Source organism: Shimia sp., assembly GCF_049116215.1.
In the GTDB taxonomy this organism is placed as follows: domain Bacteria; phylum Pseudomonadota; class Alphaproteobacteria; order Rhodobacterales; family Rhodobacteraceae; genus Shimia.
Map to the genome: position 1 here is coordinate 159,812 of NZ_JAGDZB010000003.1, position 25,718 is coordinate 185,529.

At 57.9% G+C, this 25,718-nt stretch carries 30 protein-coding genes and 1 tRNA gene; 22 read left to right on the plus strand and 9 right to left on the minus strand.

Annotated elements, in window-relative coordinates; translation table 11 throughout:
* The first annotated feature begins 10 nt into the window (after positions 1-10).
* From JXR15_RS09350 to ribD, 10 genes are all read left to right on the plus strand, one after another.
* A complete protein-coding gene (locus tag JXR15_RS09350; RefSeq protein WP_299419452.1) occupies positions 11-349 on the plus strand; it encodes a hypothetical protein in 339 nt (112 codons plus the stop codon).
* 15 nt (positions 350-364) lie between these two features.
* A complete protein-coding gene (dnaG, locus tag JXR15_RS09355; RefSeq protein WP_422052970.1) occupies positions 365-2,326 on the plus strand; it encodes a DNA primase in 1,962 nt (653 codons plus the stop codon).
* Positions 2,327-2,453: 127 nt separating this feature from the next.
* Positions 2,454-4,448 (plus strand): RNA polymerase sigma factor RpoD, encoded by a 1,995-nt coding sequence (gene rpoD, locus JXR15_RS09360; protein ID WP_422052971.1) that lies wholly within the window; start codon positions 2,454-2,456, stop codon positions 4,446-4,448.
* 3 nt (positions 4,449-4,451) lie between these two features.
* Positions 4,452-4,736, plus strand: a complete 285-nt coding sequence (locus JXR15_RS09365; protein ID WP_422052972.1) for an HlyU family transcriptional regulator — start codon at positions 4,452-4,454, stop codon at positions 4,734-4,736.
* A 137-nt stretch (positions 4,737-4,873) separates the two neighbouring features.
* A complete protein-coding gene (locus tag JXR15_RS09370) occupies positions 4,874-5,299 on the plus strand; it encodes a hypothetical protein (RefSeq protein WP_422052973.1) in 426 nt (141 codons plus the stop codon).
* Positions 5,300-5,356: 57 nt separating this feature from the next.
* Complete coding sequence (locus JXR15_RS09375; RefSeq protein WP_422052974.1) at positions 5,357-5,779, plus strand: hypothetical protein; 423 nt, start codon at positions 5,357-5,359, stop codon at positions 5,777-5,779.
* Positions 5,780-5,800: 21 nt separating this feature from the next.
* On the plus strand, positions 5,801-6,226 hold the full coding sequence (locus tag JXR15_RS09380; RefSeq protein ID WP_422052975.1) for a hypothetical protein: 426 nt from the start codon (positions 5,801-5,803) through the stop codon (positions 6,224-6,226).
* Positions 6,227-6,238: 12 nt separating this feature from the next.
* A complete protein-coding gene (locus JXR15_RS09385) occupies positions 6,239-6,655 on the plus strand; it encodes a secondary thiamine-phosphate synthase enzyme YjbQ (protein ID WP_422052976.1) in 417 nt (138 codons plus the stop codon).
* Between the two features lie 228 nt (positions 6,656-6,883).
* Complete coding sequence (gene nrdR / locus JXR15_RS09390) at positions 6,884-7,351, plus strand: transcriptional regulator NrdR (RefSeq protein ID WP_299419473.1); 468 nt, start codon at positions 6,884-6,886, stop codon at positions 7,349-7,351.
* A 2-nt stretch (positions 7,352-7,353) separates the two neighbouring features.
* Positions 7,354-8,463 carry a bifunctional diaminohydroxyphosphoribosylaminopyrimidine deaminase/5-amino-6-(5-phosphoribosylamino)uracil reductase RibD gene (gene ribD, locus JXR15_RS09395; protein ID WP_422052977.1) on the plus strand — a complete coding sequence of 370 codons (1,110 nt, stop codon included), beginning with the start codon at positions 7,354-7,356 and terminating at the stop codon, positions 8,461-8,463.
* Between the two features lie 3 nt (positions 8,464-8,466).
* On the opposite strand, the gene JXR15_RS09400 is transcribed toward ribD, so the two are convergent.
* The 3 genes from JXR15_RS09400 to JXR15_RS09410 form a co-directional block, all read right to left on the minus strand.
* Complete coding sequence (locus JXR15_RS09400) at positions 8,467-10,473, minus strand: capsular polysaccharide biosynthesis protein (protein WP_422052978.1); 2,007 nt, start codon at positions 10,471-10,473, stop codon at positions 8,467-8,469.
* Positions 10,474-10,475: 2 nt separating this feature from the next.
* Positions 10,476-11,624, minus strand: a complete 1,149-nt coding sequence (locus JXR15_RS09405) for a polysaccharide biosynthesis/export family protein (protein WP_422052979.1) — start codon at positions 11,622-11,624, stop codon at positions 10,476-10,478.
* Between the two features lie 94 nt (positions 11,625-11,718).
* Positions 11,719-13,011: a capsule biosynthesis protein gene (locus tag JXR15_RS09410; protein ID WP_422052980.1), complete on the minus strand. Its 1,293-nt coding sequence runs from the start codon at positions 13,009-13,011 to the stop codon at positions 11,719-11,721.
* 150 nt (positions 13,012-13,161) lie between these two features.
* Between JXR15_RS09410 and JXR15_RS09415 the strand changes: the two genes are divergently transcribed.
* Positions 13,162-13,752: a riboflavin synthase gene (locus tag JXR15_RS09415; protein ID WP_422052981.1), complete on the plus strand. Its 591-nt coding sequence runs from the start codon at positions 13,162-13,164 to the stop codon at positions 13,750-13,752.
* 241 nt (positions 13,753-13,993) lie between these two features.
* A complete protein-coding gene (locus JXR15_RS09420; protein ID WP_422052982.1) occupies positions 13,994-14,539 on the plus strand; it encodes a sigma-70 family RNA polymerase sigma factor in 546 nt (181 codons plus the stop codon).
* Between the two features lie 6 nt (positions 14,540-14,545).
* On the opposite strand, the gene JXR15_RS09425 is transcribed toward JXR15_RS09420, so the two are convergent.
* Complete coding sequence (locus JXR15_RS09425) at positions 14,546-15,793, minus strand: membrane dipeptidase (protein WP_422052983.1); 1,248 nt, start codon at positions 15,791-15,793, stop codon at positions 14,546-14,548.
* A 150-nt stretch (positions 15,794-15,943) separates the two neighbouring features.
* Between JXR15_RS09425 and JXR15_RS09430 the strand changes: the two genes are divergently transcribed.
* The 5 genes from JXR15_RS09430 (at position 15,944) to JXR15_RS09450 (ending at position 19,535) form a co-directional block, all read left to right on the plus strand.
* The gene (locus tag JXR15_RS09430) at positions 15,944-16,663 is read left to right on the plus strand and encodes a glutathione S-transferase family protein (protein WP_422052984.1); all 720 of its coding nucleotides are present in this window, start codon (positions 15,944-15,946) and stop codon (positions 16,661-16,663) included.
* A gap of 238 nt (positions 16,664-16,901) precedes the next feature.
* The gene (gene ribB / locus JXR15_RS09435) at positions 16,902-18,023 is read left to right on the plus strand and encodes a 3,4-dihydroxy-2-butanone-4-phosphate synthase (RefSeq protein WP_422053708.1); all 1,122 of its coding nucleotides are present in this window, start codon (positions 16,902-16,904) and stop codon (positions 18,021-18,023) included.
* A gap of 3 nt (positions 18,024-18,026) precedes the next feature.
* On the plus strand, positions 18,027-18,578 hold the full coding sequence (locus JXR15_RS09440) for a 6,7-dimethyl-8-ribityllumazine synthase (RefSeq protein WP_422052985.1): 552 nt from the start codon (positions 18,027-18,029) through the stop codon (positions 18,576-18,578).
* On the plus strand, positions 18,575-19,045 hold the full coding sequence (gene nusB / locus JXR15_RS09445; protein ID WP_299419494.1) for a transcription antitermination factor NusB: 471 nt from the start codon (positions 18,575-18,577) through the stop codon (positions 19,043-19,045). The genes JXR15_RS09440 and nusB overlap by 4 nt, the downstream gene beginning before the upstream one ends.
* A 160-nt stretch (positions 19,046-19,205) precedes the next feature.
* Positions 19,206-19,535 (plus strand): hypothetical protein, encoded by a 330-nt coding sequence (locus tag JXR15_RS09450; protein ID WP_299419496.1) that lies wholly within the window; start codon positions 19,206-19,208, stop codon positions 19,533-19,535.
* Here JXR15_RS09450 and JXR15_RS09455 read toward each other — a convergent pair whose 3' ends face one another.
* The 3 genes from JXR15_RS09455 to JXR15_RS09465 all read right to left on the minus strand — a co-directional run bounded on the left by JXR15_RS09455 (position 19,536) and on the right by JXR15_RS09465 (position 21,056).
* Positions 19,536-20,228 (minus strand): nitroreductase family protein, encoded by a 693-nt coding sequence (locus JXR15_RS09455; RefSeq protein ID WP_422052986.1) that lies wholly within the window; start codon positions 20,226-20,228, stop codon positions 19,536-19,538. It lies immediately after the preceding gene.
* Between the two features lie 71 nt (positions 20,229-20,299).
* On the minus strand, positions 20,300-20,719 hold the full coding sequence (locus JXR15_RS09460) for an SRPBCC family protein (RefSeq protein ID WP_422052987.1): 420 nt from the start codon (positions 20,717-20,719) through the stop codon (positions 20,300-20,302).
* Entirely contained in the window at positions 20,712-21,056 is a 345-nt protein-coding gene (locus JXR15_RS09465) for an ArsR/SmtB family transcription factor (RefSeq protein WP_422052988.1), read from the minus strand. Before JXR15_RS09465 ends, JXR15_RS09460 begins: the two co-directional genes overlap by 8 nt.
* 190 nt (positions 21,057-21,246) lie before the next feature.
* Between JXR15_RS09465 and JXR15_RS09470 the strand changes: the two genes are divergently transcribed.
* The 3 genes from JXR15_RS09470 to JXR15_RS09480 all read left to right on the plus strand — a co-directional run bounded on the left by JXR15_RS09470 (position 21,247) and on the right by JXR15_RS09480 (position 23,089).
* Positions 21,247-22,143, plus strand: coding sequence for a cation diffusion facilitator family transporter (locus JXR15_RS09470; protein ID WP_422052989.1), 897 nt, complete (start codon positions 21,247-21,249; stop codon positions 22,141-22,143).
* Positions 22,144-22,445: 302 nt separating this feature from the next.
* Positions 22,446-22,907 carry an MmcB family DNA repair protein gene (locus JXR15_RS09475; protein ID WP_422052990.1) on the plus strand — a complete coding sequence of 154 codons (462 nt, stop codon included), beginning with the start codon at positions 22,446-22,448 and terminating at the stop codon, positions 22,905-22,907.
* Positions 22,904-23,089 (plus strand): hypothetical protein, encoded by a 186-nt coding sequence (locus tag JXR15_RS09480; protein WP_422052991.1) that lies wholly within the window; start codon positions 22,904-22,906, stop codon positions 23,087-23,089. The genes JXR15_RS09475 and JXR15_RS09480 overlap by 4 nt, the downstream gene beginning before the upstream one ends.
* A gap of 81 nt (positions 23,090-23,170) precedes the next feature.
* Here the strand turns inward: JXR15_RS09480 and JXR15_RS09485 are convergent, their stop codons facing one another.
* The gene (locus JXR15_RS09485) at positions 23,171-23,359 is read right to left on the minus strand and encodes a DUF6324 family protein (protein WP_422052992.1); all 189 of its coding nucleotides are present in this window, start codon (positions 23,357-23,359) and stop codon (positions 23,171-23,173) included.
* Positions 23,360-23,495: 136 nt separating this feature from the next.
* Between JXR15_RS09485 and JXR15_RS09490 the strand changes: the two genes are divergently transcribed.
* Together JXR15_RS09490 and JXR15_RS09495 are read left to right on the plus strand one after the other, a co-directional pair.
* Positions 23,496-23,984 carry a GNAT family N-acetyltransferase gene (locus JXR15_RS09490; protein WP_422052993.1) on the plus strand — a complete coding sequence of 163 codons (489 nt, stop codon included), beginning with the start codon at positions 23,496-23,498 and terminating at the stop codon, positions 23,982-23,984.
* Positions 23,985-24,026: 42 nt separating this feature from the next.
* Positions 24,027-24,103 (plus strand) — tRNA-His (locus JXR15_RS09495).
* A 197-nt stretch (positions 24,104-24,300) separates the two neighbouring features.
* Here the strand turns inward: JXR15_RS09495 and JXR15_RS09500 are convergent.
* Entirely contained in the window at positions 24,301-25,692 is a 1,392-nt protein-coding gene (locus JXR15_RS09500) for a hypothetical protein (RefSeq protein ID WP_422052994.1), read from the minus strand.
* Positions 25,693-25,718: the final 26 nt, after the last annotated feature.

Sequence of the window (25,718 nt, forward strand, 5' to 3'; positions counted from 1 at the left end):
GGAGGCCTTGATGGTCCGTTATACTCTCGTGGCGCTGATGCTGAGCAGCGCAACAGCCTATGCCGCCGATGGCAAAGAAGACACCTGCAAATACCAGGGGCAGGTGATCAAAGCCATTCAGGATGCGCGTCTGGAGAAGGTGAAAGCCAAGGATCTGGAAGAGTATCTGCTCGCCAATGAGCCCACTTGGCCGGAGAACTACAACGCGGCAATCACACATTTTGCGCCTATTGTGTATGGCGCCAAAAAGCGTGACCTGAAAAAAATCGATCTGGGCGCACAAGTTGAACAACAGTGTCTGGACAATTGGGACCAAATTCAGGAAATGCAGAAGTCCGCTTCAAACTGACCTGATCGGATTGCCATGTCCTTACCGCCCGGATTCCTAGATGAGCTTCGCAGCCGCACCTCCATTGTTCAGGTGGTGGGGCGTAAAGTCATTTGGGAAGCGCGCAAGTCTAATCAGGGCAAAGGGGACATGTGGGCACCGTGTCCGTTTCATCATGAAAAAACCGCGTCTTTTCATGTGGATGACCGCAAGGGGTATTACTACTGCTTTGGCTGTCAGGCCAAAGGGGATGCGATCAAGTTTGTGACCGAAACCGAAAATGTAGGTTTTATGGAGGCGGTGGAAATTCTGGCCGAAGAGGCCGGGATGACTATGCCCAAGCGTGATCCACAGGCGCAGCAGAAGGCGGACCGTCGCACGCAGTTGGCTGATGTTATGGAAATGGCAGTGCAGCATTTCCGCCTGATGTTGAATGCCGGGGCTGGGTCCGAGGCGCGCGCCTATCTGGACAAGCGCGGCATGGCGCAGGAAACGCGGGATCGGTTTGACATTGGCTTTGCGCCGGACGGCTGGCAAGGTCTGTGGGATGCGCTGACCGGCAAAGGTGTGGCACCTGATTTGATTATGGGCGCTGGGCTGGCCAAACCGTCCAACAAAGGCGGCAAGCCTTACGACACCTTTCGCAATCGGATCATGTTCCCAATCCGGGATGCGCGCGGCAAGTGTATCGCCTTTGGTGGTCGTGCGATGGACCCCAACGACAACGCCAAATATCTCAACAGCCCGGAGACTGAGCTGTTTGACAAAGGGCGCAGCCTTTACAACCATGGTCCGGCGCGGGAAGCCGCAGGCAAAGGCCAGCCGCTGATTGTGGCGGAAGGCTACATGGATGTGATTGCTTTGTGTGATGCTGGCTTTGGCGCCTCTGTGGCCCCGCTTGGCACAGCGGTCACGGAAAACCAGCTGCAGTTGCTGTGGCGTATCTCGGATGAGCCGATCATTGCGTTGGATGGCGATAAGGCGGGCATTCGGGCCGCAATGCGGGTGGTTGATCTGGCGTTACCATTGCTTGAGGCAGGTAAGTCGCTGCGCTTTGCAGTGATGCCAGAAGGGCAGGACCCGGATGACCTGATCAAAGCCAAAGGTGCCGGTGCGGTGCAGAAGGTGCTGGATGGCGCGATGCCAATGGTGAACCTTCTGTGGCAGCGCGAAGTTGAAGGCAAGGTGTTTGACAGCCCGGAACGGCGCGCAGCGTTGGACAAGCTGCTCAAACAAAAGATCAAGCTGATCCAGGATCCGTCAATCCGCAGCCACTACGGCGAAGCGATTAAGGAATTGCGCTTCCAACTGTTTCGGCCGCAACGAGGCGGCAATAAAGGCAGTTTCAAGCGTGGCAAGTGGAACGCCGAGCCGACGGTTCAGGCCCATACCAAGTCTTCTATGCTGGCGGCCAGCGAAGGGCCTGTGGAGATGCGCGTGCGGGAGGCCGTGGTTTTGGCTGTGGCATTGGTCAATCCGGAACTGCTGGATGATTTTGAATATGAAATCGAAAGCATGGACTGCATGGATCAGGACAACGCGCATTTGCGCGACGTGTTGTTGCGCTATGCCAACACGCCGGACCCGCGTGGCAATGTGGAAATAGCTTTGGGGCTCGAGATGGTTGAAAACCTGCTGCGCCAACCCCATGTCGCCATCACCCCCGCCGTACGCAAACCCGGTGACATGGCGCTGGCGCGCATGACGCTGACCGAAGAGCTCGCAAAGCTCAAAACCGCGCGGGGATTGAGCGAAGAAATCGCCGAAGCTGAAGAAGACCTCATGAGCGTCGCTGATGAGGCGATGACCTGGCGGTTGGGCCAGGCAGCAGAGGCGCGAAATAAGGCAATGCAAAGCGGTCTCGACGAAGAAGGCGGGGGCGATTTTGCTGTTGGCGACAATGGGGCGCCAATTGACAAAGATGAACGTGCAGCGTTGGATGCGCTGGCAGAAATGATCGATTTTACAAGGGGTGGGAAGCCACCACGCCGGGGATAACGCCCCAAGGCGCAGCCTTGTGAGCAACACATGAAGAAAACGGACGCAGTGGGGTTGCGAATCACCCTGTTGCGGGGTTGATTCGGAGCCAGCGAATCACCTTAGCCCGAACTTGCAGGAGCATTGAATGGCCGCCAAGGACACCGACGACCAGAAGCCCGCCGATCAGGACGCAGAAATCTCGCTCGATATGAGCCAAACTGCCGTCAAGAAAATGATCGCCGAGGCCCGGGAGAAGGGCTACATCACTTACGATCAGCTGAACCAGGTTCTGCCACCTGATCAAGTGAGCTCCGAGCAAATTGAAGACGTGATGTCGATGTTGTCCGAGATGGGCATCAACATCATTGAAGATGAAGAAGCTGAGGAAGAAGAGGCAAAATCCACCGCTGTTGTGGACACCTCCTCGGCAGCACGTGGCGTGGCCGTTGCCAGCGGCAACAACGAGAAACTCGACCGCACCGACGATCCGGTGCGTATGTACCTGCGCGAGATGGGCTCGGTTGAGCTTCTGAGCCGTGAGGGCGAGATCGCGATTGCCAAGCGCATCGAGGCAGGTCGCAACACAATGATTGCCGGGCTGTGCGAAAGCCCGCTGACCTTCCAAGCGATTACCATCTGGCGTGACGAACTTCTCTCTGAGGATATTTTGCTGCGCGATGTGATCGATCTGGAGACCACCTTTGGTAACCAGATGGGGGACGACGAAGAGAGTGGTGCCACCCCTGTCGCCGCGGAAGCGGCCAATGTGACCTCGGCGCCCAAATCGGATGACGGCCAACAAGAGCTTGACGCTGATGGCAATCCAATTGCCAAAGAAGATGACGATGATGATGAAGATGAGCAGGCCAACATGTCGTTGGCCGCGATGGAAGCCGCGCTGAAGCCGCGGGTTCTCGAAACGCTCGACATCATTGCGCGCGACTTTGCGATGCTGTCGGATATGCAGGACGCGCGGATTTCGGCGACACTGAACGAAGATGGGTCGTTCTCCAAATCGGATGAAGACACGTATCAAAAATTGCGGTCCGAGATTGTGGAACTGGTGAATGAGCTTCACCTGCACAACAATCGTATCGAAGCGCTGATTGACCAGCTCTACGGCATCAACCGCCGTGTGATGCAGATCGACAGCTCCATGGTGAAGCTGGCGGATCAGGCGCGTATCAACCGCCGTGAGTTCATTGACGCCTACCGTGGCCGCGAACTCGATCCGAACTGGCTGGACGATATGTCCGAGAAGTCCGGTCGTGGATGGCAGATGTTTATGGAGCGCTCTGTCGACAAAGTGACCGAGCTGCGCAACGACATGGCGCAAGTGGGCCAGTATGTGGGCTTGGACATCCCGGAATTCCGCCGCATTGTGCAGCAGGTTCAGAAGGGTGAAAAAGAGGCGCGTCAGGCCAAGAAAGAAATGGTCGAGGCCAACCTGCGTCTGGTGATCTCGATTGCCAAAAAATACACCAACCGCGGCTTGCAATTTCTTGATCTTATTCAGGAAGGTAACATCGGCCTGATGAAGGCGGTGGACAAGTTTGAATACCGTCGCGGCTACAAATTCTCGACTTATGCGACCTGGTGGATCCGTCAGGCGATCACCCGCTCGATTGCAGACCAAGCCCGCACCATCCGTATTCCGGTGCATATGATCGAAACGATCAACAAGCTGGTGCGGACCTCCCGTCAGATGCTGCATGAGATTGGCCGTGAGCCAACGCCGGAAGAACTGGCCGAGAAGCTGCAGATGCCTCTGGAGAAGGTGCGCAAGGTGATGAAAATCGCCAAGGAGCCGATCTCTCTGGAAACTCCGATTGGGGACGAGGAAGACAGCCAGCTGGGTGATTTCATCGAGGACAAGAATGCCGTGCTGCCGCTGGACAGCGCCATTCAGGAAAACCTCAAAGAGACCACCACCCGTGTACTGGCAAGTCTCACCCCGCGTGAGGAGCGTGTACTGCGGATGCGCTTTGGCATCGGCATGAACACGGACCACACGCTTGAGGAAGTTGGCCAGCAATTCAGCGTGACCCGTGAACGTATCCGTCAGATCGAGGCGAAAGCGCTGCGCAAGCTGAAGCATCCAAGCCGTTCGCGCAAGCTGCGCAGCTTCCTGGATCAGTAAGCAATGTCGTTCCTGAAGAAACTCTTCGGCAGTGGTGGCTCAAACGATGCCGCTGCCGAAAAGACGGCCCAACCGGTGGAGTACAAAGGCTATCAGATCACGCCGTGTCCTATCCCCGATGGTGGTCAGTTTCGCATTTCAGCGCGCATTGATGGCGTGGTGAGCGGTGAGGCCAAAAGCCACACGTTGATCCGAGCAGATGTTCTGCGCGACCAAGGCGAGGCTGCAGAAGCCTCCATTGCCAAAGCAAAGCAGATGATTGACCAGATGGGTGATCAAATTTTCTAAATGCATCGCGCAGGCTTGGACCGCGCATGTGAAAAAGTGAACGGGCCAGCAGCTTTGCTGGCCTTTTCTCTTGGATAGATTGCAGGTAGTCTGAGCCTGTCTACCATCGTGGGTGGACGTTGACCCCAGAGATTTTGATGAAACGACTTTTTGCTTTAGCGCTCTTGATGATACCGGCGTGCTCCGAAGGGGGCGGTCTGGGCCCCAGTGATTTTATGACCGTGGGCAATATTCGTGTGAACCAAGTGTCTGCGGACGTTTTTGAAGTGGCGGCTCGTCCTGGCGGCAATCCAACTGCTCAGTATTGGTGTGGTGCTGGAAATTACGCGGCACAAGTGCTTGGTGCCCCTGCGGGCGCGCGAGTTTATGTGGTGGGCGAGGCGGGTCGCGGTGTGGCCAGCGAAAGTTTGGATACAGCACAGTTTTCCTTGAAACCTGCGGGGCAGGCGGCGGGTGCCACAGGGCGCACCAGCACCTATGGTCCTCGGATCGGTGAAGATGAGTTTGTGGCGGATGCGCGCAGGTATTGTCGCATAATTGGTGATCCATTTGCGGTTTTCTAAGAAATTATTCGGCATCGAGATCTACCTGAATCACGGCACAGGGCTTTGGAGGGCCAAATGAAAACACTCTCAGTTGGATTGATGATTGCCTCCCTAGCGCTGAGCGCATGTATGAGTACCGGCTCCGGTGGCGGGTTTGTGTCCCGCGGAGGTGTGCGTGTGACACCGGTGAACGCGGATGTCTTTGAGGTGGGTGTGCGACCTAACGCCATTGAGGCCGAATTCTGGTGCGGCGCTGGTGACTATGCGAGCCGACAGTTGGGCGCGCCAAACGGTGCACGTGTATATGTCGTGGGAGGAACCGGTCCTGGAACTGTAACGTCCAATCCAGAAACGGCGCAGTTTTCCTTAAAGCCGCCTCAGGTTGCGCAGGGTGCAACGGGGCGTTCGGGGCGTTGGGGACCGCGCCTGGGGTCTAGCAAATCGGTGGGAGCTGCCCGTCAGGATTGCAACATCGATCGCAACAACTTTTGGGCCTGATTTGAGCCAGCTGGAGGTCAAATGAAACTGTCTGCGTCCAACCTTGTAATTTCCGCTTCCTTGTTGGCCTTGGTTGGCTGTCAAACGGGCGGGAGCGCCGCGTTTACCGCGCGCAATGGCGTGCGCGTTAACCCGGTGAACGCTGATGTTTTTGAGGTGATCGCGCGGCCCAACGGGCGCAAATCGGATTTTTGGTGTGGCGCGGGCTCTTACGCCAGTCGCCAGCTTGGTGCGTCTGACAATGCATTGGTTTATACCGTGGGTGGCGCTGGTCAGGGCGTGACTATGAAAAGCCCAGATGCGGCGCAGTTTTCGCTCAAGCCACCAGAACAAGTTTCAGGAGCAACAGGGCGTGCAGGCAACTGGGGGCCGAGCGTGGGGCAGGCAAATAGTGTTGGGCGCGCGCGCAACAGCTGCGCTCCGCCACGCAACAGTGACGTCAGCTAGTGGGCTGTGCCGATGCAAACCGAGTTTCAGATATCCACGCGTGGGCCCGGACTCTATGAGTTTACGCGTGACGTTACGCGCTGGGTCTTGCAGACCGAGCGCACAGGCTTGCTTACGCTGTTTGTGCGGCACACCTCTTGCAGTTTGCTCATTCAGGAAAATGCGGACCCTGAAGTGCAGACGGATTTACAGAACTTCTTTCACCGCCTGGTTCCGCCAACTTCTGATCCATCGATGGGCTACTTGACGCACACCTACGAAGGGCCAGACGATATGCCAGCGCATATCAAGGCGGCTATGATGCCGGTGTCGCTGTCAATTCCGGTGGCAAACGGGCAGCTGGCACTGGGAACATGGCAGGGAATTTATCTGTTTGAACACAGGAATGCGCCGCACACGAGGGGTGTGACAGCGCATTTAGGTGCATGATTGGAAGACCGTTGGGCCTATGCAATTGATATAGGGCCGTGGCGGAAAATCTTCAGGGGGAAAGCGGGATGTGTTTTCCCAGTACCGCCTATCTTGGGGTGGCTTTTTGCCTCTACCCAAAGAGTTGTAGCTCTCCTATAGTGCCTGTGGATAACTTGGGAAAATACCCAACCCACGCCGTAACCTATTGCGGCACAGGCAAAGAGCAGATGAAACAAGGGGAAGTCTATGCGCTGTCCGTTTTGCGGAAACATCGACACTCAGGTGAAAGATTCGCGGCCAGCGGAGGATCACGTATCGATCCGTCGTCGGCGGTTTTGTCCGGCTTGTGGCGGGCGGTTCACAACCTACGAACGTGTGCAGCTTCGTGATTTGGTGGTGGTGAAATCCAACGGCCGTCGCGAAGACTTTGACCGCGACAAGCTGGAGCGTTCGATCCGTATTTCCATGCAGAAACGTCCAGTGGAGCCGGAGCGCATCGATCAGATGATCAGCGGCATCGTGCGGCGACTGGAGAGCATGGGCGAGACGGATATTCCGTCTAAAACCATTGGTGAGATTGTCATGGAAGCTCTGGCGCGGATTGATACCGTTGCTTATGTGCGCTTTGCCAGCGTCTACAAGAACTTCCAAGCGGCCGATGATTTTGATAAATTTGTAAGCGAACTGCGTCCCGACCAATCTCCTGAGGAGTAAACGTGACTGATCGCCGTTACATGGCGTTGGCCCTGTCATTGGGCCGGCGCGGTCAAGGTTTCTGCTGGCCAAATCCAGCCGTGGGCTGTGTCATTGTGAAAGACGGACGCGTTGTCGGGCGGGGCTGGACCCAGCCTGGCGGGCGACCACATGCGGAACCAGAAGCGTTGACGCAAGCTGGGGACGCCGCACAGGGCGCCACGGCTTATGTGACGCTGGAACCTTGTGCCCATCATGGACAAACGCCGCCTTGTGCAGAAGCTTTGATTAAGGCGCAGGTGGCGCGCGTTGTGGTGGCTGTGGAAGACAGTGATGCGCGCGTGTCTGGGCGCGGATTGGCGATGTTGCAAGATGCGGGCATCGAGGTGACCACAGGTGTTCTAGCAGATGAAGCGGCGCGCGATCTGCAGGGGTTTTTCCTGAAAACCGATCTTGGGCGACCGTTTTTGACCTTGAAGCTGGCGACCACGTTGGACGGGCGGATTGCCACGGCCACGGGCGAAAGCCGTTGGATCACCGGACCGGAGTCGCGCCGGGCTGTGCATGGCATGCGCCTGCGCCACGACGCTGTGATGGTTGGAGGCGGCACTGCGCGGGCGGATGATCCTTCGCTGACAGTGCGCGAGTTTGGCGAGGTGGCGCAGCCGGTGCGAGTGGTGGTGTCGCGGCGCTTGGACCTGCCGTTGATGAGTGTTCTGGCGCAGACGGCCAAAGACGTGCCGGTTTGGATTGTGCATGGCAGTGACGCGGATGCGTCGTTGCAACAGACTTGGCGTGATCTTGGCGCTGTTCTGTTGCCGTGTCGGTTGGATGGGGTGCATTTGTCCGCGCAAGGCGTGCTGGAAGCGCTTGGAAAACAAGGGTTGACGCGCGTGTTTTGCGAAGGCGGCGGGGCGTTGGCGGCGTCGCTTTTGGCTGCAGACGTGGTGGATGAGTTGATTACCTTTTCCGCAGGTGCGGTGATCGGCGCCGAAGGCCATCCGGCCATTGGTGCCATGGGGTTGGCCCGCTTAGGCGAAGCGCCTCGGTTTGATTTGGTGTCCCATCAACGCATGGGGCAAGACGTCATGAGTGTCTGGCACCGCATCGAAGCACAGCGCCATCCGCGGTGACAGTCAGCGCCAGAGCGATTGGTAGCTGGCAAAGCGACCCTGTAGTTTAGACAACAACCGATTGCCCCAACCAGGATGTGGGATCTCGCCAGAAGCCAGGCGATCCAAGGCCACTTCAACAGGGCAGGGCAGGCCGGACGCCGGGTCGCGGTATCGCGGGTAATCGATCAATGCAGCGTGTACGAGGCCTTCGAGGTTGGGCTGGGCAGTGCGGCGAGCGGGAACGTCACCGCGATCAACTGTGAGGCCCCAGCCCGCATAAAACGGTGCGCCTAATGTGGTGACCTTGCAACCGTGCAGCAGCGCTTCGAAACCTGTCAGCGAGGTCATGGTCCAGACCTCATCGACCTGCTCAAGTAACGCGGCCATGTCGCCTTGATCTAACACAATGTCGGCCAAAGCTTCTGCGTCTTCGCGGGCGACGTGCCCTTTGCGCAGACCTGCTTCGACGTCGGGGTGCGGCTTGTAGAGAATGCGCGCGGTTGGGTTGGCGGCGCGGGTGGCTTTCAGCAGGGCGAGGTTGGTAGCGATCCCTGTGGTGCCAGTGAGGATGGAGGCGTCGTCTTCGACCTGGCCAGGCACTAAAATGCGGTGGCCTTCGGGCAGATCAAAGGAGGTGCCTCCGAGATTGTATTTGGTAATACGATGTTTTTTCAGGGCTTTGATCAGCCGTTCGGCGCGGAGCTGTTGCGCCGGACGTAGGGTGGCGCGTTGGCTGATCAGCTTTTCAAGGCGGCTTTCCTGCGTGGGGTCGTAGTAGATGCCGAGGTCATCACAGACCAAGGACAAAGGTGGGACAAGCTCCGCCCCAAGGCCACGGGAGCGCAGAAAGCCGTCCTCAATACGTGTCGCGCCATCCGGGCCTTGCTTGCTGGCCCAGACCATGGCGGGACGGGAGGAGCGTTTCTTATCAAAGCTAAGCGCTTTGTGGTGGCCAAAGAAGCCTTGCAGCGGTTTGCGCTTCCACAGGCGCATACCAAAGGCGTTCCAGCCTTGGCGATCTTCGCGCCATGCGCGGGATTGAGCTGCGAGTTGTTCTAGGCTGTCTTCGAGGTCACAGAGCTTGTCGCGGCAAGGGTCGTACCATGTCGGGTAGAGGATCATCGCGGCGGCGAAGAGTTGTGCGCGGGTCAGGCGGCGTTGGCGGCGGTAGAGCGGGAACTCGTCTTGGGTGAGATCCCAGCCAGAATAGAACGGCTGCCCAAAGACACGGGGTTTGTGTCCGGCAAGAATGGCTTCAAAGCCGAGCTGTGAGGAGACCGTGTAGACAGCAATGGCGCCGTCGAGCAGCACCCAAGGGCTGATGGGATCGGTGTAGAGCTCGACGTTGTCGCGGGTGTCTTTTTCACTGTAGTAGCCTGCGCGTGCCCCGTTTTGGGTTTCCGGATGGGTCTTGATCAAGACGCGCGCGCCGGGGTTCTCCTCCTGCGCCATGACCAACATCTCTTTGAAGCGCAGATCATTGGCGCCAGAGGCCGTCACAGCGGCATCATCGCGGGTTTGGTCGATCACCAGCACATAACCCGGATCGGGGGCGGCTAGATCCGGATCAACCGCAGCGTATTTGGTGAGGTGGGTTTCCTTAAGCCGTTCAATGGCACCGCGAGCGCGGTTTAGCAGAACCGTGTCGTCCAGCGGTTCGTGCTTAAGTAGACGTTCCAGATCAGAGGGTTGGCTGGGGTCAAAATGTGGGCAAATGCCATCGATCATCAAGCCAATAGGAGGCTCCTTACCGGTTCGGCCGGGGAAGAGAGAGCGCAAAAATGCGTCCTCGACATAGAGCTGTTTGGCACCGGTTTTTTCCGCCATGGCATGGCCGCGATGGGCGGTGGGGCTGTTGCCCCAGATCGCGATCAAGTCGTCGGTGGTGGGGCGGCCGAAGCGCAGCTCATACCCTGCGAGCGACAGGATACGGCGTAGGCGTTTCTGGAAAAAGAAACCGCCATTGAATGCAAAAAGCCGCCGGGGATTGGTGCTCCCGGCGGCTTCTTCGGTTGTGGGGTCAAGCAAAGTTAGCCACCTGTGCTGATGCCGCCAACGGCCAGAAGCGTGTCTGCCGAAGTCAGTGTGCCGGTGATGGCTGCGATGGTTTTGTTCCATGTGGTGATTGGCGCTTCGGTCACGTAAAGTGTGTCGCCGTCGCGGACGATGAAGTCACGGGCGGTGAACATGCCGTTTGGCTTGGTCAGGTTCAGGACATAAACCATGCGTTGCGCGCCATCGAGATCTTTGCGGCCCAGGACATTGTTGGCAACTAAGTCAGCTTCGTTGCGGAAAATGAACACACCGGTTGGGTCACTGGAGGTGGCCATCAACCCGCCGACTTGTGCGATGGCTTCGATAGCAGACAGATCCTTGGTGAAGAAGTTCACGCGGCTTTGGGTGCCGGTGGCGCCAAGTGCAGTGAAGGCGCGGGTGTCTTCTTCGACCAGAATGCGGTCACCGCCGCGCAGGGCGATGTCGAGTTCCGGATTGTCATAGAGATCCTGAAACCAGATCTGGCCGGTTTCGTTGCCGCGCAAAACGGTGATCTGAGCGATCTCCGGCACGATGGTCACACCGCCTGCTTGCGCCAGCATCGTGGACAGGGTGCGGGTCGGGCGTTCGATGGGATAGACGCCTTGTGCGCCTACTGTGCCAACAAGTGAAACTGTGGAGCCGTCACCTGCCGCACGGCGGACCTCAACTTGCGGGTCAGGTGTCTGTTCTTCGAGCTTGGCGGAGATGATGCGGCGGATGCCTTCGGGCGTGTTGCCTGCGGCGCGGATGCGGCCAGCGTAAGGCACAAAGATAAAGCCCGCGCCATCAACCTGAACTTCTTCCAGCACAGCAGCCACTTGGCCTTCTGGACCCAGAAGCGGCTTGTCGACGTTTTCCCAGATGGTCAGCGCCAGAATGTCGCCCGGACGAATCGTATCCGAGCCCAGTTGACCGGCGTTTTGGAAGCTGTTGGAGAAACCAAGGGCTGGGACAACGGCGGTTGCGCGTGTCACGCGGTCATTGACTTCGACGATAAAGGCATCGCCTTCTTTCTGCACGGAACCCGCGTAGATTTCGCTTTTGTTGGGGCCGGAGCGCGGCACAAGGTTGCACGCGGCAACGGTGCTCGCCAGAGTCAACACAACGGCGCACTTCCCCAGTCGGGATGCAAAGGATTTCACTGCTCGGTCTCCTCGACCTGATTATTCTGCCTCAGTTTTTTGAGACAACTTACAGAAATCCTAACCAAAAATCCAGCGCTAGACCTTGTGGTGGTCACTTCACCAGACGCAACTGTTGCCGTGGTGCCGCTGTTCCCGCCGCAAGCGCCTGATATGGGTCGTGATCTGAGAGCATCATATCGACCACCTGACGCAGCAGGCGACGGCGGCCACGGGCGGAGTAAAACCCGCCAGGAACCTGACTGGTTTCAAGTAGATAGCGGCGATAGGTCTTGTAGGCACGGCTGTCGGGGCGGGTCGCGGCGGAGAAGAAATCCGGTAAAGACTGCGTGCTGACAAACTCGGGCTGGTTAAACACCGCATCGCCAAATGCCTTGATCGGAATGCCACGCCACAGCACCTGTTGCGCGGCGGTGGAGTTCACGGTCACAGCGGTGCGGGTGTCATTTAAGAGCTGCGCAAGCTTGCCGCCGCGTACGTAATGCACCCGTTTAGACACGCCGAACTGCGCAGACAGCCTGCGGATTTCTTTGCGAAGGGGCACGCGGCCATCCTCAAGCGGGTGGGCCTTGAACACTAGGTGATGATGCTGAGGCGCACTCTCTGCAAAATTCTCGATCACCAGCGACAAAAAGTCGGTCATCGTGTCAAAGGGCGAGTGCTTCTGAAAGCTGCTGTCATGTTCCAACTGCAGCAGCGCCAAATGATACGGGAAGCCGCCGTAACGAATGCGCAGCGTGGCGATGCGACGTTCGATGGCGTGGAAGGGCATCAGCAGAAGACGTTGCAAATACAGATGAAATTCGCGTGCGACTGAGAGCGATCGGTGCGGCTTGAAATTGCGGAACTTGCGGTTGGTGAACATCACAAACCAATGGTAGAGCGCGCCGTAGAAGACGTGATGGCGCATGTCCCCCCAATGGCCCGGAGGCATCGGGGTTTCCATATCCGAGCCTTCCAGCGCTTTCTCCATCTGCGCGATGTCCATGTTCATCAGACGCGAGTTGCCGTTGGAGCCGCCGCGCTCGTACGTCACCCAATAGGGGCGCAGATACCCTTCCTCAAAGACATGCACGCGGATGCCGGAGGCTTTGGCGATCTCCACCGCTTGTGCATGGATTGGCCGCACGTCGCCATAGAGCACAATGTCGGTAACGCCTTTGTCCGTCAGGATATTTTTGTAAGTCTCGGGCCAGGCCTCGGGTGCGTCCAAGTAGGGAATGAAGCTTTTCTGGTGGGGCCAGAAGGCGCGGTCGCCGGCGTTAAACCCAACCCGCCAGACCGCGGCGCCAGAGCGGCGCAACATGCGTGCCAGCGCTGCAAAAAACGGCCCATGGGGGCCTTGCAGGAACAGGAACACTTTGTTGTCGCCGGTCGGAATTGTCATAACACTCAACCCTATACGCCTTCTCTTAAGGGAATGTTAGCCTAACGGCGTGGCAAAAATATGGTCATGACTTGCCGGGCCTTGGGCGGCTTGTCTTGGAGCGGTCCGGCCTGTAGATCATTGGCAAATCACAGCTATGGAGCGCGGCCCGTGTTTACTGGAATTATCACTGACGTTGGCGAAATTGTTGCACTGGAGCAGCGCGGCGACCTGAAGGCGCGCATTAAGACGGCTTATGATACCAAAGGTATTGAACTGGGCGCGTCGATTGCTAGTGAAGGTGTTTGCCTGACGGTGATTGCTTTGGGGGATGACTGGTATGATGTTGAAATTTCGGCGGAAACCGTCTCCAAAACCAATCTAGGCGACTGGCGTGAAGGCAGGCCTGTGAATCTGGAGCGCGCTTTGAAAGTGGGCGACGAGTTGGGCGGGCATATTGTGTCCGGCCATGTCGATGGCGTGGCAGAAATTGTCGCCATGAAGGACGAAGGTGACAGCACACGGTTTACCTTCAAAGCCCCGGAAAGTCTGGCAAAGTTCATTGCGCCTAAGGGATCTGTTGCATTGAACGGCACGTCTTTGACGGTGAATGAGGTTGATGGCTGTGACTTTGGCGTGAACATCATTCCGCACACCAAAGAGGTCACCACCTGGGGCCATGTCAAAGTGGGCGACAAAATCAACCTCGAGATTGACACATTGGCACGCTATGTCGCGCGCTTGGCAGAGATGTCGTCTTAAGCCACCGAACGGTGGAGGCAACACGTCGGTATCCCGTCTGTATCGCGGCCGTTTTGCGGAAGTGCGTTTTTTGCCTGTGTTGCATGGGCCGTGGGCGTTAAGAAATGCACAACTGGGGGCCAGCCCCTAGACCCCCGGGATATTTTTGGAATGAGAAAGCAGGGCAGCGCTTTGGGCGGCGGCCCTTGCAGCCTTTCATCCAACGTCCCAGTTTTGGGGGAGAGGCATATGAGGCAAACAAATGCAACTGGATCAGATTTGGCGGGACTATAGCGGCGCTTTGCGGGGCTTTCTGCGCAAGCGGGTCGCCAATGAGGCGGATGTGGAGGACTTGCTGCAGGAGATCCTGATCAGAACCCATGCGTATTTGTCCGACGTGCGCGATCCGGCCGCGCTTCGGGCCTGGCTGTTTCAGGTGGCGCGCAATGCGACAATCGATTTCTACCGCGCTCGTGGCAAGGCACGGGCTGTTGATGCAGATGATCTCTGGTACGGCGATGCGGAAGAAGCTGGCGCGCTGCGGGACTTAGAAGGCTGCGTGTCGGTGTTTCTGTCTGCTCTGCCTGAACATGACGCAGAGTTGCTTAAGGCCGTGGACCTGGAGGGGCGGCGCCAGAAGGAGGTCGCTGCCGAGATGGGGCTCGCTTACAGTACGCTCAAGTCACGCGTGAAGGCCGCGCGAGAGAAGATGGCGGATCAGTATCGGGCCTGCTGTGCGTTAGAGCTGGGCGCCAACGGAGAGATCCTAGAAGCGACGCCCAGAGAAAAGCGCTGTGGCGGATGTTGACCCAGATCAGCGGTTGAAGAACTTGCCCTCCAACTCCTGACGCAGGCGCAGGCGCTCGGGGTATTCTTGCAGGAACTGCTCTGGTGGTTTGCCTTCCCAGACCTGGGCAAAGACACGCATTTTGTTGCCACCGTAGATTTTGGCGAGGTCTTCGTTGGTGTAGCCACGCGCCCAGAGATCGTCGGTGATGGCGGCGAGGATTTTCGCCAGTTCGCCGTTGCCGGTGGCGCCTTTGTTGAACGCGTCGATCATATAGCCGCCGTCGTTGTACATATCGGCGTTGGCTGTGGCGAAGTCGACCACCAATTGGGTTGAGAACATGTCATCGGACGCAATACCAACGTGGTCTACACCAATGAGCTTCACCCAGTAGTCAATCATATCGGCGGCTTGTTTGGGGGAAATGTTGTCCGGCCAAACACCGTCCATCATCCATTCGGTGAACGTTGGTGAGACATAGCCACCGGATTTTGCGGCGCGAATGGCCTCTTCATCGGGGATGTTACGGTAGCAGCCCTGCGGCGAAGCGTTTGGTTCGTTTGCGTACAGGCCCGCTGGGATTGAATGAGTGTAAACGTAAGGCACACCGGGGTAGGTGGCATCCATGTAGTCCATGGCATCGTTGGCGGTTTTGGAGCCGGTGTGGCTGAGATCCAGTAGGATGCCAAAGCGCACCATTTCGTCGATCACCTTTTTGCCCCACGGCGTGAGGCCGATGTCGCGGCCGTTTTGCGCGGCCAACTGACCGGAGCCGGTGCGAAAGATGTCGTTGTAGGCGAGGATCATGGATTTTACGCCAATGCCCTTGAGCGCGGCCATCTTTTTTAGATCACCGTTGAGGATGGTGGCGGTCTGGCTGTTCCAGATCACCGCGGTCTTGCCCTGTAAGTGCGCGGCTTCAATGTCGCGGGTTTCATTCACGATAAGGTAGTTTTCCGGCTGCTGCGCCATGGCGGCGCGGAAGTGATAATGCTGCTCCAGAAAGGTTTCCCAGGACATGTCGGCGGCGGCGAGGGTCATTTCATGACCGGTGATGCCGTTGTCGCGCGCCCGTTGGAAGTAGGTGTGTAGTTGCTCATATTCGGTCCAGCCGGTGCCGTAGGGGCTGGCCAACATGCCGAGCACAATGGTGTCTTTTACAAACTGCGAGGCTTCGGGACTGGCCTCCCAGGTTTTGCTTTCTTCGCTGCCAAAAGCGGGTAGGGCCAGACAGGCGGCGGTCAGGGCGGCAAAAGACACGGTGCGCAAAGACATAAGGCTCTCCAAAAAAAATACGTGAAATTTGAGGGCAGTATGCGGTGGATTTTGAAAATTACAAAGCGGCATGAGAAAAGTTTGAGAAATCTGTCGTCTTTTTCCGGTCCCGCGCGTCTTCAGGTCAAAGAGATCAAAAGGATGAGATCAATGATCAAGATTGTGAGCTTCAAAATCTGCCCGTTTGTGCAACGGGTGACCGCACTTCTGGAGGCCAAGGGGCTGGAGTATCAGGTTGAGTATATCTCGCTGTCCGACAAACCGCAGTGGTTTTTGGACATCTCGCCCAACGGGCAGGTGCCGGTGATGGTGACCGAAGGCGGTGTGGCGCTGTTTGAGAGCGAGGCTATCATTGAATACATCGAAGAGGCCTATGCACCGCTTCAGGCGAATGTCTCGCTGGAGCAGAAGGCGTTACACCGCGCGTGGAGTTACTTGGCGGCGAAAAACTATCTTGTGCAATGTGGCACCATGCGCAGCCGGGATGCGGAGACCTTGGCGGAGAAGTCGGCCAAGCTGGGCACGGCGTTTGACAAGATCGAAAAGGCGCTTGGGGACGGACCGTTTTTTGGCGGCGCGCAGATAGGGCTGGTGGATATTGCCTGGCTGGTGCTTTTGCATCGGGCGCAGATCATCAAAGACCACACCGGATATGATTTCCTGGACGGTCGTCCAAAAACGCAGGCCTGGCAGGCAGAGATCATGGCCACGGGGCTGGCGCAGAAAGCTGGGGCGGAGGATTTTGAAGAGGCCTTTACCAATTTCTATCTGGCGGAAGTGACCTATCTTGGGCGTGGCATAAAAGATCAAGCGCCGCAGGTGGCCGCCGCGGCGGGCGGATGTGGCACTGCGAACGCCGGTTGTTGCTGAACATTCATATTCCCCAAATATCCCGGGGATGAATTGGCATCGCCAAGAAGGGGCAGCGCCCCTTGTCAGGCTCAGCGGAGGCTGAGCCTGTCTGCTGTGCCATAAGCGAGCGCTAACACATGTCTGCTTGCGCATTCGCGCACAATGCCGTTGCGTTTTTGAGCGTTGTCGCGTCGTGGCTGCACTGGCAATTGGCGCTGGCATGGTCTATCTGAGCCGCAACCAAGCGGAGACAGCCATGTCCTTTGAAAACCCCGGACCCGTCGAGCAGAGCCTGCGTGACGCGATCAGCCCAATCGAAGAGATCATTGAAGAGGCGCGTCAGGGCCGCATCTATATCCTCGTGGACCATGAGGATCGCGAAAACGAAGGGGATTTTATCATCCCTGCGGAATTTGCCGATGCGGCGGCGATCAACTTTATGGCCACTTTTGGCCGGGGATTGATTTGCCTGCCGATGACCGCAGAACGCATTGACCATCTGGACCTGCCGATGATGGCGGTGAACAATTCGTCGCGCCACGAGACCGCCTTTACCGTGTCGATTGAGGCGCGCGAAGGCGTGAGCACCGGGATTTCTGCCGGGGACCGCGCGTTGACCATTGCCACAGCCATCAATGAGCAGAACACCATGGCGTCTTTGGCGACGCCGGGACATGTGTTCCCGCTGCGCGCCAAACGTGGTGGCGTGTTGGTGCGCGCAGGCCATACCGAAGCCTCCGTGGACATTTCCCGTCTGGCGGGCTGTCATCCCAGCGCGGTGATTTGTGAGATTATGAACGAAGATGGCACCATGGCGCGTCTGCCGGAGCTTGTTGACGTGGCCAAAAAACATGGTCTGAAAATCGGTACTATCAGCGATTTGATTGCCTACCGGTCTCGTGTCGACAACGAAGTGGTTGAGACATCGCGGGAAACCGTTGCGTCGGAATACGGCGGCGATTGGGAAATGCGCATTTTCACCGATCAAATCCATGGCATCGAGCATGTGGTGATGATCAAGGGCGACATCACCACGCCTGAGCCGGTGCTGACGCGGACCCATGCGCTACATGAGGCAAGTGATGTTCTGGGGCTGGGGCCGAAGTCGGTGAATGAGCTTCCGGCGGCGATGCGCAAGATTGCCGATGAGGGCAGGGGCGTTGTCTGCCTGTTCCGCGAGGTGCGTCACAGCTTGTACGCAGAAGAGGACGAAGGCCCACGCACGGTGAAGCGCACCGGTCTTGGCGCGCAAATCCTGTCCAATCTGGGCTGCAAAGAGTTGATCCTGCTGACAGACAGTCCGCAAACAAAGTATCTTGGTCTGGACGCTTACGGGCTGTCCATTGTGGGCACACGCCCGATCCTGACGGAGGAATAAGTCATGGCTGGCGCTGAAAAACACTACATCATGCCACGTGCGGAATTTGACAAGCCGGTGAAACTGGCGATCGTGATGTCGCCTTATTACAAAGACATCGCCGACAATATGCTGGCCGGTGCCGTAGCCGAGATCGAAGCGGCGGGTGGCACCTATGAGGTGGTGCAGGTGCCCGGTGCGTTGGAAATCCCCACGGCGATTGGCATTGCCGAGCGCATGAGCAATTTTGATGGCTATGTCGCTTTGGGCTGTGTCATTCGTGGTGAAACCACCCACTATGAGACCGTGTGTAACGACAGCAGCCGCGCGATTCAGATGTTGGGCCTGCAGGGCCTGTGCATCGGCAACGGCATCCTGACTGTAGAAAACCGCACGCAAGCTGAAGTCCGGGCTGATCCAGCGGATCAGAACAAAGGTGGCGGCGCGGCCGCTGCGGCCTTGCATCTTGTGGCGTTGAGCCGTAAGTGGGGCGCTCAGCGCAAAGGCGTTGGGTTTTTGCCCGATGCCGAGGAATACAAGCTGGCAGGCGAACTCAAGGACAACCCAACGGCATGACCCTATCCGGTAACCAGAAACGCAAGATGAAATCCGCTTCCCGCCTTTACGCGGTGCAGGCGCTCTTTCAGATGGAGCACTCCGGCCAGACCGTGGATCAGGTGCGGGTGGAGTTTCTGGATCACCGGTTTGGTGCGGAAGTGGATGACACCTCAGACATGATCGAAGGGGACGTGGATCATTTCCGCAAAACCCTTGAGGATGCGGTGAACTATCAGGCGCCAATTGACCAGATGACCGACCGCGCACTGGTGGCGAAATGGCCGATTGACCGGATTGACCCAACTTTGCGGGCGCTGTTCCGCGCGGCCGGTGCTGAACTTGTGCAGAGCGACGTGCCTGCCAAGGTGGCGATCACCGAATATGTGGCGATTGCCAATGCCTTTTTCCCGGAAGGCAAAGAGGGCAAGTTTGTGAACGCTGTGCTCGATCACATGGCGCGCGAAGCCAAGCCGGAAGCGTTTTAAGGCGGTTTATCCTCCGTTAACTTTGCTAGGTCACTGTGGCGCGCAATCGGAAGGTTGCGCGTTTTTTGCGCTTTGGTCGTAGTGCGGCCAATGTGTCGCGCAGCTGTGACTTGCCGTTTCTGAACGGCTGTCGTTTAATGGTGTGTGAGGAGGCACTGCCATGCCAAAGCTGATTTCACTCTACATTCGTCAGGTGGCCATCGGGTTCGCCATTTCCGCCGCTTTTGTGGCGATGCTGCTCTATTTCAACGTGGCCAATCTCTGGCATCTGGTGAGCGGCAGTTCGGAAGGCATTCTGGCGGTGATTGTTATGTGGGTGCTCAATGGCATTGTCTTTGCCGGGGTGCAGTTTGGCATCGCGATCATGCGCATGAAGGATGACAGCCAGCCAGGTGGCGGTAAGCGCAGCGCGCTGCCGGTGATGCTGGCGGAGCCGGTGCCGGTCAAGATTGACCGCCGCACCCCGCAACAGCGTCAGATCCGACGCTGATCACTCCCAGACTGTCAGGATTTCTTCCAGTGGCTTTTTGATTTTTGCGACCGAAGGCACCTGAGCGTCATCGCGCGCTTTGCCGACGGCGAGGATCATAATTGGCTTTTCGGACGCTGGGCGGTTCAGCCTGCCGTTGAGGAACTTCATCGGGTTGGGCGTGTGGGTCAGCACGGACAAGCCCGCGTGGTGCAGCGCGGCAATCAGAAAGCCGCAGGCAATGCCCACACTTTCCGGCACATAGTAGTTTTTGTAGCGGGTGCCGTCCTCAAATTCGCCATAGCGTTGGGCAAAGACCACAATCAGCCAAGGCGCATCGGTCAGATGGGGTTTGTGGTCGTTGGTGCCAATCGGCTCCAGCGCTTTGATCCACTCATCCCCGGCGCCGCCATCATAAAATCTGCGCTCTTCTTCCTCGGCTTCGGCACGGATGCGGGCCTTGAGGTCTGGATTGGAAATCGCCGCAAAGCTCCAAGGTTGGTGGTTGGCGCCAGACGGGGCGCGGCCGGCGGTCTTGATACAGGTTTCAATAATGTCGCGGGGGATCGGTGTGGTGTCATAGTCGCGCACTGTGTGCCGCTGTGCCATGACATCAAAAAACGCCTGCGCCGCTTGGCGGGCCCTCGCGTCATCCAAGTCAACATGATCAGGCAGGGGGATCGGGTCATAGGCGAGGGCGTCGCGGGAAAACATGGCTGGCTCCTTTTCGTTGCCAGCGAGCTTAGGGATGTGGCGCGGCGACGCAAGGGCCGCCGCAACCGAGATCATTCCATGTCGTGCAGGTTGGACAGGAAGCCGTGCCAGCCTTTGTCCAGCGCCATGACAAGTCCAAAGCCATCCACGTCGGTGGGCAGGCCGGAGTGGATCAACGTCAAGCGTGTGCCGCCGGGGGCCTCAGTAAGCTCCCATTCCACGGTGCTCATTTCTCCGTTCATCGGGCCAACTGTGAAATCCCACTTCATGTAGTCATGCGGGGTGGCCTGCACCACTTTGCCCCAGCACATACGGTCGCCGTCTTTTTGCGAGCGCAGGGTGTAGTCTTCGCCCTCTGCAAGGTCCTTTTCGGCGGGGTGGAACCATTCGTTGAGCAGGTCGGCTTTGGTCAGGAAATCCCAGACGCGGGCCTTAGGCGCGGCCAGAAAGACCGATTTGCGAATGGTGGTGTCCTGAGAAAGTTCAGCCATTGTTGTGTCCAGTGTCATCTGTCGTTTCCTTTTCAATTGCGGTTTTCAATGCGTCGAGACGGTCGTCCCAGAACTGGTCAAACCAGCCCATCCACTCCAGTGCAGGTTTTAGCGCTAAGGCGTTGAGAGTGTTGACTTTTTCTCGACCGCGTGGGGAGACTTCGATCAATCCGCCGTCGCTGAGCACCACGAGGTGCTTTTTCACGGCGGCGCGGGTCATGGCAAAGTTGTCCGCCACTTCGGCGATGGTCATCGGCTCCTGGCCCAACAGGCGCAGGATGTCGCGACGGGTAGGGTCGCCAAGGGCGCGGAACACGGGTTGTAAGTGGTCGGGCATAACTGTCTCGCTTAAGTGATACCATTTGGTATCTCAATACATATGATACCATTTGGTATTGAGTCAAGTGTGTTGGTTGTTTTGAGGGAAGGGTGTCGCAGGTGCCGCCTCTCGGGTTGTGTGAGACCTCAAAGAAGGGCAACACTGCGGGAACCGATCAAGTCCAAGAATTGCAGGTGGTTACAGGCTCGTGGCGCGTCGTTTTTCCTCTCAGGCTCTGGCAACGGGCAGTATTCTTGTCGCGCTCGCTGTGCTCTCTATGAAAATCGTCGCATGGCGTCTTACAGGGTCGGTGGCGCTGTATTCTGACGCCATGGAATCGTTTGTGAATGTGGCCGGGGCCGTTTTGGCCTGGGGGGCAATTTGGTTTGCGGAACGTCCTGCGGACAAAGGGCACCCGTTTGGGCATCACAAGGCGGAAAACTTCTCTGCCATTGCCGAAGGCTCTCTCATTGTTGTGGCGGCTGTGCTGATCCTGCAGGAGGCTGTGACAGCCCTTGGTGCGTCGACCCACCCGGAGATCGGTGCAATTGGTTTGGGTGTGAGCGGAGTAGCTCTGGTGCTGAACTTCGTTTGGGCGCGGGTTTTGATTGGCGCGGGCCAACAGCGGCGCTCTCCCGCTTTGGAGGCCAACGGGCGTCACTTGATGACGGATGTTTGGACAACCGCAGGCGTGCTGGTGGGGCTCATGCTGGTTGCGCTGACCGGGTGGCACATCCTGGACTCGCTGCTTGCGGCTGTGGTGGCGCTCAACATTTTGCGCGAGGGATGGAAGGTGGTGGTGTCCTCCGCAGGCGATTTGATGGATTCGTCGGTGGCGTCTGAGGAACGAGAGGTGATTGAGGTCGCCGTGAGAGGGGCGTCCCAAGGTGCATTGCAAATTCATGATCTAAGAACGCGCCGGGCAGGGCGGGTGGTGTTCATTGAGTTTCATCTGGTGGTCGACGGGCAGATGACCGTGCATCGTGCGCATGAGATCTGTGACGCGATAGAAGATAGCATTCAGGCGCAAATTCCGGAGGCGCGCACCACCATTCACGTGGAGCCGGATGACATGCTGGAGGCAAGTGGGCTGGAGCCGGAGTAAAGCTCCGCGGCTAACGTATCTCTATGAAGTAAAGTGGCGGGCCCGCAAACGCAGCCGTAGGGTTATCTCATTCCCGAGGACCTGTATGTACAGGTGGGCGCCAGGTAATCAGGCCAGGACCAGAACAGAGCCAGCTCCCTCGGAATTGCTTAAGGCCACCGGAATGCAACCGTATTACGAGAAGGGCAGAACCCGCCGCCCTCTATCTATGCCTGCCACAGGCACGGCGCAAGGGGCGCGGCCGGAAATTGCCCCTTGTGTTTTGTTCGCTAAATGTTCACCCTGAGCACATGAGTGACACAGTGACCCAACCCTTACAGCCGGGGCAGCTTCTGGCTCGCGGCGTCAGCCGTCATCTGCGCAGCCATGGCTATGTCTCGATTGAGGAATTTGTGCCTGCTCGGGGCCTGCGCGTGGATGTGATGGCCTTGGGGCCCAAAGGCGAGCTTTGGGTGATTGAGTGCAAGTCCAGTCGTGCGGATTTTCAATCGGACAACAAATGGCAGGGCTATTTGGAGTGGTGTGACCGGTATTTCTGGGCGGTGGACACCGAGTTTCCGACCGACCTGCTGCCGGAGGGCACGGGTCTGATTTTTGCCGATGCCTATGATGCGGAGATCATCCGCATGGCACCGGAGGACAAGCTTGCCCCGGCGCGGCGCAAAAAGATGATCCAGAAATTTGCCACCGACGCGGCGCGGCGGTTGCAGCGCTTTCGCGATCCCAAGCTGGCGCCGATGCCCAATGAGGAGGACAGCCTATGATGGTGAAGTTTTATTATCCGGATGGGGATTGGTGTTACCGCGCGATCCATACGGTGCATGCCGTGTTTCACAACGCGGAAGGCAAGCTCATTGCCCGCGCTGAAAAGGGCGACCGCAACGGGTTTTATGAGTTTGAGATCACCGGGTTTGAACTCAAAGGGCCAGGGGAAATCCTCACCTGACCCAGTGCATTCTCAGTCCCCAAATATCCCGGGGAGGAGATGCAGCTTGCTGCGGCGGAGGGGCTGGCCCCTCCCGCACGCTTACTTCGCCATCTGACGCGCCGTGGCCGCTGCGGCACGGATTTCTTCGGCAATCTCTTCAGCTTCCTCAGGATCAAAATCCATCGGAATTTCGATGCCGCTACCTTCGATAAAAATCCGCACAAACCCTTGATCGGTTGGGCCGATTTGCAAGTTGGCTTCGATGTCACTTTCGGTGTTGATGCCCATGGCGTCTCTCCTGGCGGATTGTCTGCCCCGAAGGGCTGCGTTCTCATATGCTGAGAAATCGGGTATCGTGATCTTGGCTCAAAGGCAAGAATGCCGCGGTTTTTGGGAGCGTCCAGAACGGACCGGGAGTGCAAAAATGATTGGTGATATCAGGCTGCGCCCGTTTGAGGAGGCAGATCTGGATTGGTTGGTGGAGGCCCATGCCACGCTTTATGCGCGTGAGGCGGGGTTTGATGCGAGTTTTGGGTCATTGGTCGAAACCATTTTGCAGCGATTCCTTCTGGACCATGATTCGGTGCGCGAACGGGGCTGGGTGGCGGAGCATGACGGCCACCGTCTGGGCAGCATCTTCTGTGTGGAGAGCCCACAGCCCTCCTGGGCCAAATTGCGGTTGTTTCTGGTGGTGCCCCAGGCGCGGGGATTCGGCCTTGGGCAACATTTGCTGGACACCTGTTTGGGATTCGCGCGGGGTGTTGGCTATGACGGGCTGACTCTGTGGACCCATGAAAGTCACACTGCGGCTTGTGCTTTGTATGAAAAAAACGGCTTTGCCCTGGAGGCGGAGAAGCCGGTGACAAACTTTGGCTGCGATCTGATCGAACAAACCTACAAAATTGCATTTTAGGTGCTTGCATCCCCTGAACGGTGGCGGTAAACCGCCCTTGTTGCCGCCTTAGCTCAGTTGGTTAGAGCACTGGTTTGTGGAACCAGGGGTCCCCCGTTCGAGCCGGGGAGGCGGTACCACCCCCCCTTCCAATTTCATTGTGATACGCAGCTGCGCCGCCGTGCCGCGTGTGGCTCTATGTCGCGATTTGAATTTAGTTGTGGGGCGATTGCTGGAGGACAGATCCTGCAATCGCCCCAGTCGTTGACGCACCGATGGGGATGTAAGTGCGTCAACGAGTGTTGATGGGGGGATGACCCATCAACGGGGAGTGTTCTTAGGCGGTCACGCAATAGCCACGCGCGCGGTAAGCTTCTGCAATGCGGAAACAGACGCCGCGGAACGTCACCTCGCGGGTCAGAACCTCCATATCTGGCACAGCCCCGTCTCGCAGGAACTCAGGAGAGGCTAGGGCAATGGCATGCAGCGCTTCGCCGGACGTGCCATAGCCGAAGTAGTCGGCAACGGCGTCTTCAATATCGAAGGGGATTTGAGAAAACTCTGGATGTTGCGCCAGCATTGTGTTGAGGAACTCGGCCCAGATGTTGCCTTGCACGCTGAAGGCGCGGCTGCGGTCGCTCACTGTTTGTGGGGTGAATGAGGATGTTGTGGGACGCATCATTTCGGTCACTATGTGTAAGGCGGCGTTAGGTTTTGCGGTTTCAGATGGTGTGTCCGCAGCGCTGTGTAGATCGCGCAGGGTGGCGAGGCGCAGATCAAGCCGTTCCAACACCCGATCCATGTGACACGCAAGCGCACAATCACCGCCCGGCCAATCATCCCCTTCGCCAGCCATGTGCAGGCCCACGGCGTCTCCGGTGTCCGGATCGGTCCAGCAGGCGCCGCTGTCACCGGGCAGAGACAAGGCCGTATGCGGGGCGGCGACATCTTGAGGCACCAGTCGGAACCCGTCGATTTCCACGGATCTCCGACGGCCGTCGCGGTTGGTGTGCACCACCTTATACGTGCCGATGCCGTCCACCCGCGCCCGTGTCAGGCCGGTGGTGCGGCCATATTTGCATAGGATGCGGCCAAGCGCGGCGGGGGCGACACCGGTCAATGGCAGGTTGAGTTGCTTCAATGTGGGATGCCAAGAGGCGGTGCCGGTCAGCGTGGCAAAGGCAACGTCGCCGTGGCGGGACAGCATGGATTTGCTCAGCCGTGCAATTGGCAGATCCGCGGTGCTGTGACCGTAGACAAGATTGCTGTCTGCGCCCTCGGGGGAGGACAATACATGCCAATTGGAGAGAATACCCGGCTTGCCCGAGGTGCGGTCAATCGCAATGGCACCGATGGTGCCGGCGTTGGCGCCGCGGCGCTGGCATGGGCTGCCGGACAGCAATGTGGCGGCGTCGCTGTTTTGGCTGTCGCCTTGATCGCGATGGACCTTATAGGTGCTGGCCACCACATCCACCGGAAATCCATTGATGCGACGCACGATGTGCATGGACGGGGCCACCTCATCTTCGGGCAATTTGGCATTCACATGTACCCGCAGGCAGATTTTGTTGGTGGCCAGGCCACCAACCTGTTTGAAGCCAATGTCATAGCCGGTCACATCGGCGCGGTCTTGGTACATGTCACGCAGGGCCGCAAGCGCCTCCTGGCGGGCGTCAAAGGCAGCGGTCTGAGCCGATGTCGGGGTCTCTGTTGAGTGGGAGCGGACCATGGGGGCCTCCTCATTTGTCGTCTTTG

Bases quoted from the DNA above. Each gene is read 5' to 3' on its own strand.
- JXR15_RS09380 (WP_422052975.1), top strand. From the start codon at position 5,801: ATGAAACTGTCTGCGTCCAACCTTGTAATTTCCGCTTCCTTGTTGGCC.
- nrdR (WP_299419473.1), top strand. From the start codon at position 6,884: ATGCGCTGTCCGTTTTGCGGAAACATCGACACTCAGGTGAAAGATTCG.
- JXR15_RS09420 (WP_422052982.1), top strand. From the start codon at position 13,994: ATGCAACTGGATCAGATTTGGCGGGACTATAGCGGCGCTTTGCGGGGC.
- rpoD (WP_422052971.1), top strand. From the start codon at position 2,454: ATGGCCGCCAAGGACACCGACGACCAGAAGCCCGCCGATCAGGACGCA.
- JXR15_RS09375 (WP_422052974.1), top strand. From the start codon at position 5,357: ATGAAAACACTCTCAGTTGGATTGATGATTGCCTCCCTAGCGCTGAGC.
- JXR15_RS09480 (WP_422052991.1), top strand. From the start codon at position 22,904: ATGATGGTGAAGTTTTATTATCCGGATGGGGATTGGTGTTACCGCGCG.
- JXR15_RS09465 (WP_422052988.1), bottom strand. From the start codon at position 21,056: ATGCCCGACCACTTACAACCCGTGTTCCGCGCCCTTGGCGACCCTACC.
- JXR15_RS09455 (WP_422052986.1), bottom strand. From the start codon at position 20,228: ATGTTTTCCCGCGACGCCCTCGCCTATGACCCGATCCCCCTGCCTGAT.
- JXR15_RS09350 (WP_299419452.1), top strand. From the start codon at position 11: ATGGTCCGTTATACTCTCGTGGCGCTGATGCTGAGCAGCGCAACAGCC.
- JXR15_RS09430 (WP_422052984.1), top strand. From the start codon at position 15,944: ATGATCAAGATTGTGAGCTTCAAAATCTGCCCGTTTGTGCAACGGGTG.
- JXR15_RS09450 (WP_299419496.1), top strand. From the start codon at position 19,206: ATGCCAAAGCTGATTTCACTCTACATTCGTCAGGTGGCCATCGGGTTC.
- JXR15_RS09485 (WP_422052992.1), bottom strand. From the start codon at position 23,359: ATGGGCATCAACACCGAAAGTGACATCGAAGCCAACTTGCAAATCGGC.
- JXR15_RS09425 (WP_422052983.1), bottom strand. From the start codon at position 15,793: ATGTCTTTGCGCACCGTGTCTTTTGCCGCCCTGACCGCCGCCTGTCTG.
- nusB (WP_299419494.1), top strand. From the start codon at position 18,575: ATGACCCTATCCGGTAACCAGAAACGCAAGATGAAATCCGCTTCCCGC.
- JXR15_RS09440 (WP_422052985.1), top strand. From the start codon at position 18,027: ATGGCTGGCGCTGAAAAACACTACATCATGCCACGTGCGGAATTTGAC.
- JXR15_RS09370 (WP_422052973.1), top strand. From the start codon at position 4,874: ATGAAACGACTTTTTGCTTTAGCGCTCTTGATGATACCGGCGTGCTCC.
- JXR15_RS09460 (WP_422052987.1), bottom strand. From the start codon at position 20,719: ATGGCTGAACTTTCTCAGGACACCACCATTCGCAAATCGGTCTTTCTG.
- dnaG (WP_422052970.1), top strand. From the start codon at position 365: ATGTCCTTACCGCCCGGATTCCTAGATGAGCTTCGCAGCCGCACCTCC.
- ribB (WP_422053708.1), top strand. From the start codon at position 16,902: ATGTCCTTTGAAAACCCCGGACCCGTCGAGCAGAGCCTGCGTGACGCG.
- JXR15_RS09490 (WP_422052993.1), top strand. From the start codon at position 23,496: ATGATTGGTGATATCAGGCTGCGCCCGTTTGAGGAGGCAGATCTGGAT.
- JXR15_RS09385 (WP_422052976.1), top strand. From the start codon at position 6,239: ATGCAAACCGAGTTTCAGATATCCACGCGTGGGCCCGGACTCTATGAG.
- JXR15_RS09500 (WP_422052994.1), bottom strand. From the start codon at position 25,692: ATGGTCCGCTCCCACTCAACAGAGACCCCGACATCGGCTCAGACCGCT.
- JXR15_RS09365 (WP_422052972.1), top strand. From the start codon at position 4,452: ATGTCGTTCCTGAAGAAACTCTTCGGCAGTGGTGGCTCAAACGATGCC.
- JXR15_RS09410 (WP_422052980.1), bottom strand. From the start codon at position 13,011: ATGACAATTCCGACCGGCGACAACAAAGTGTTCCTGTTCCTGCAAGGC.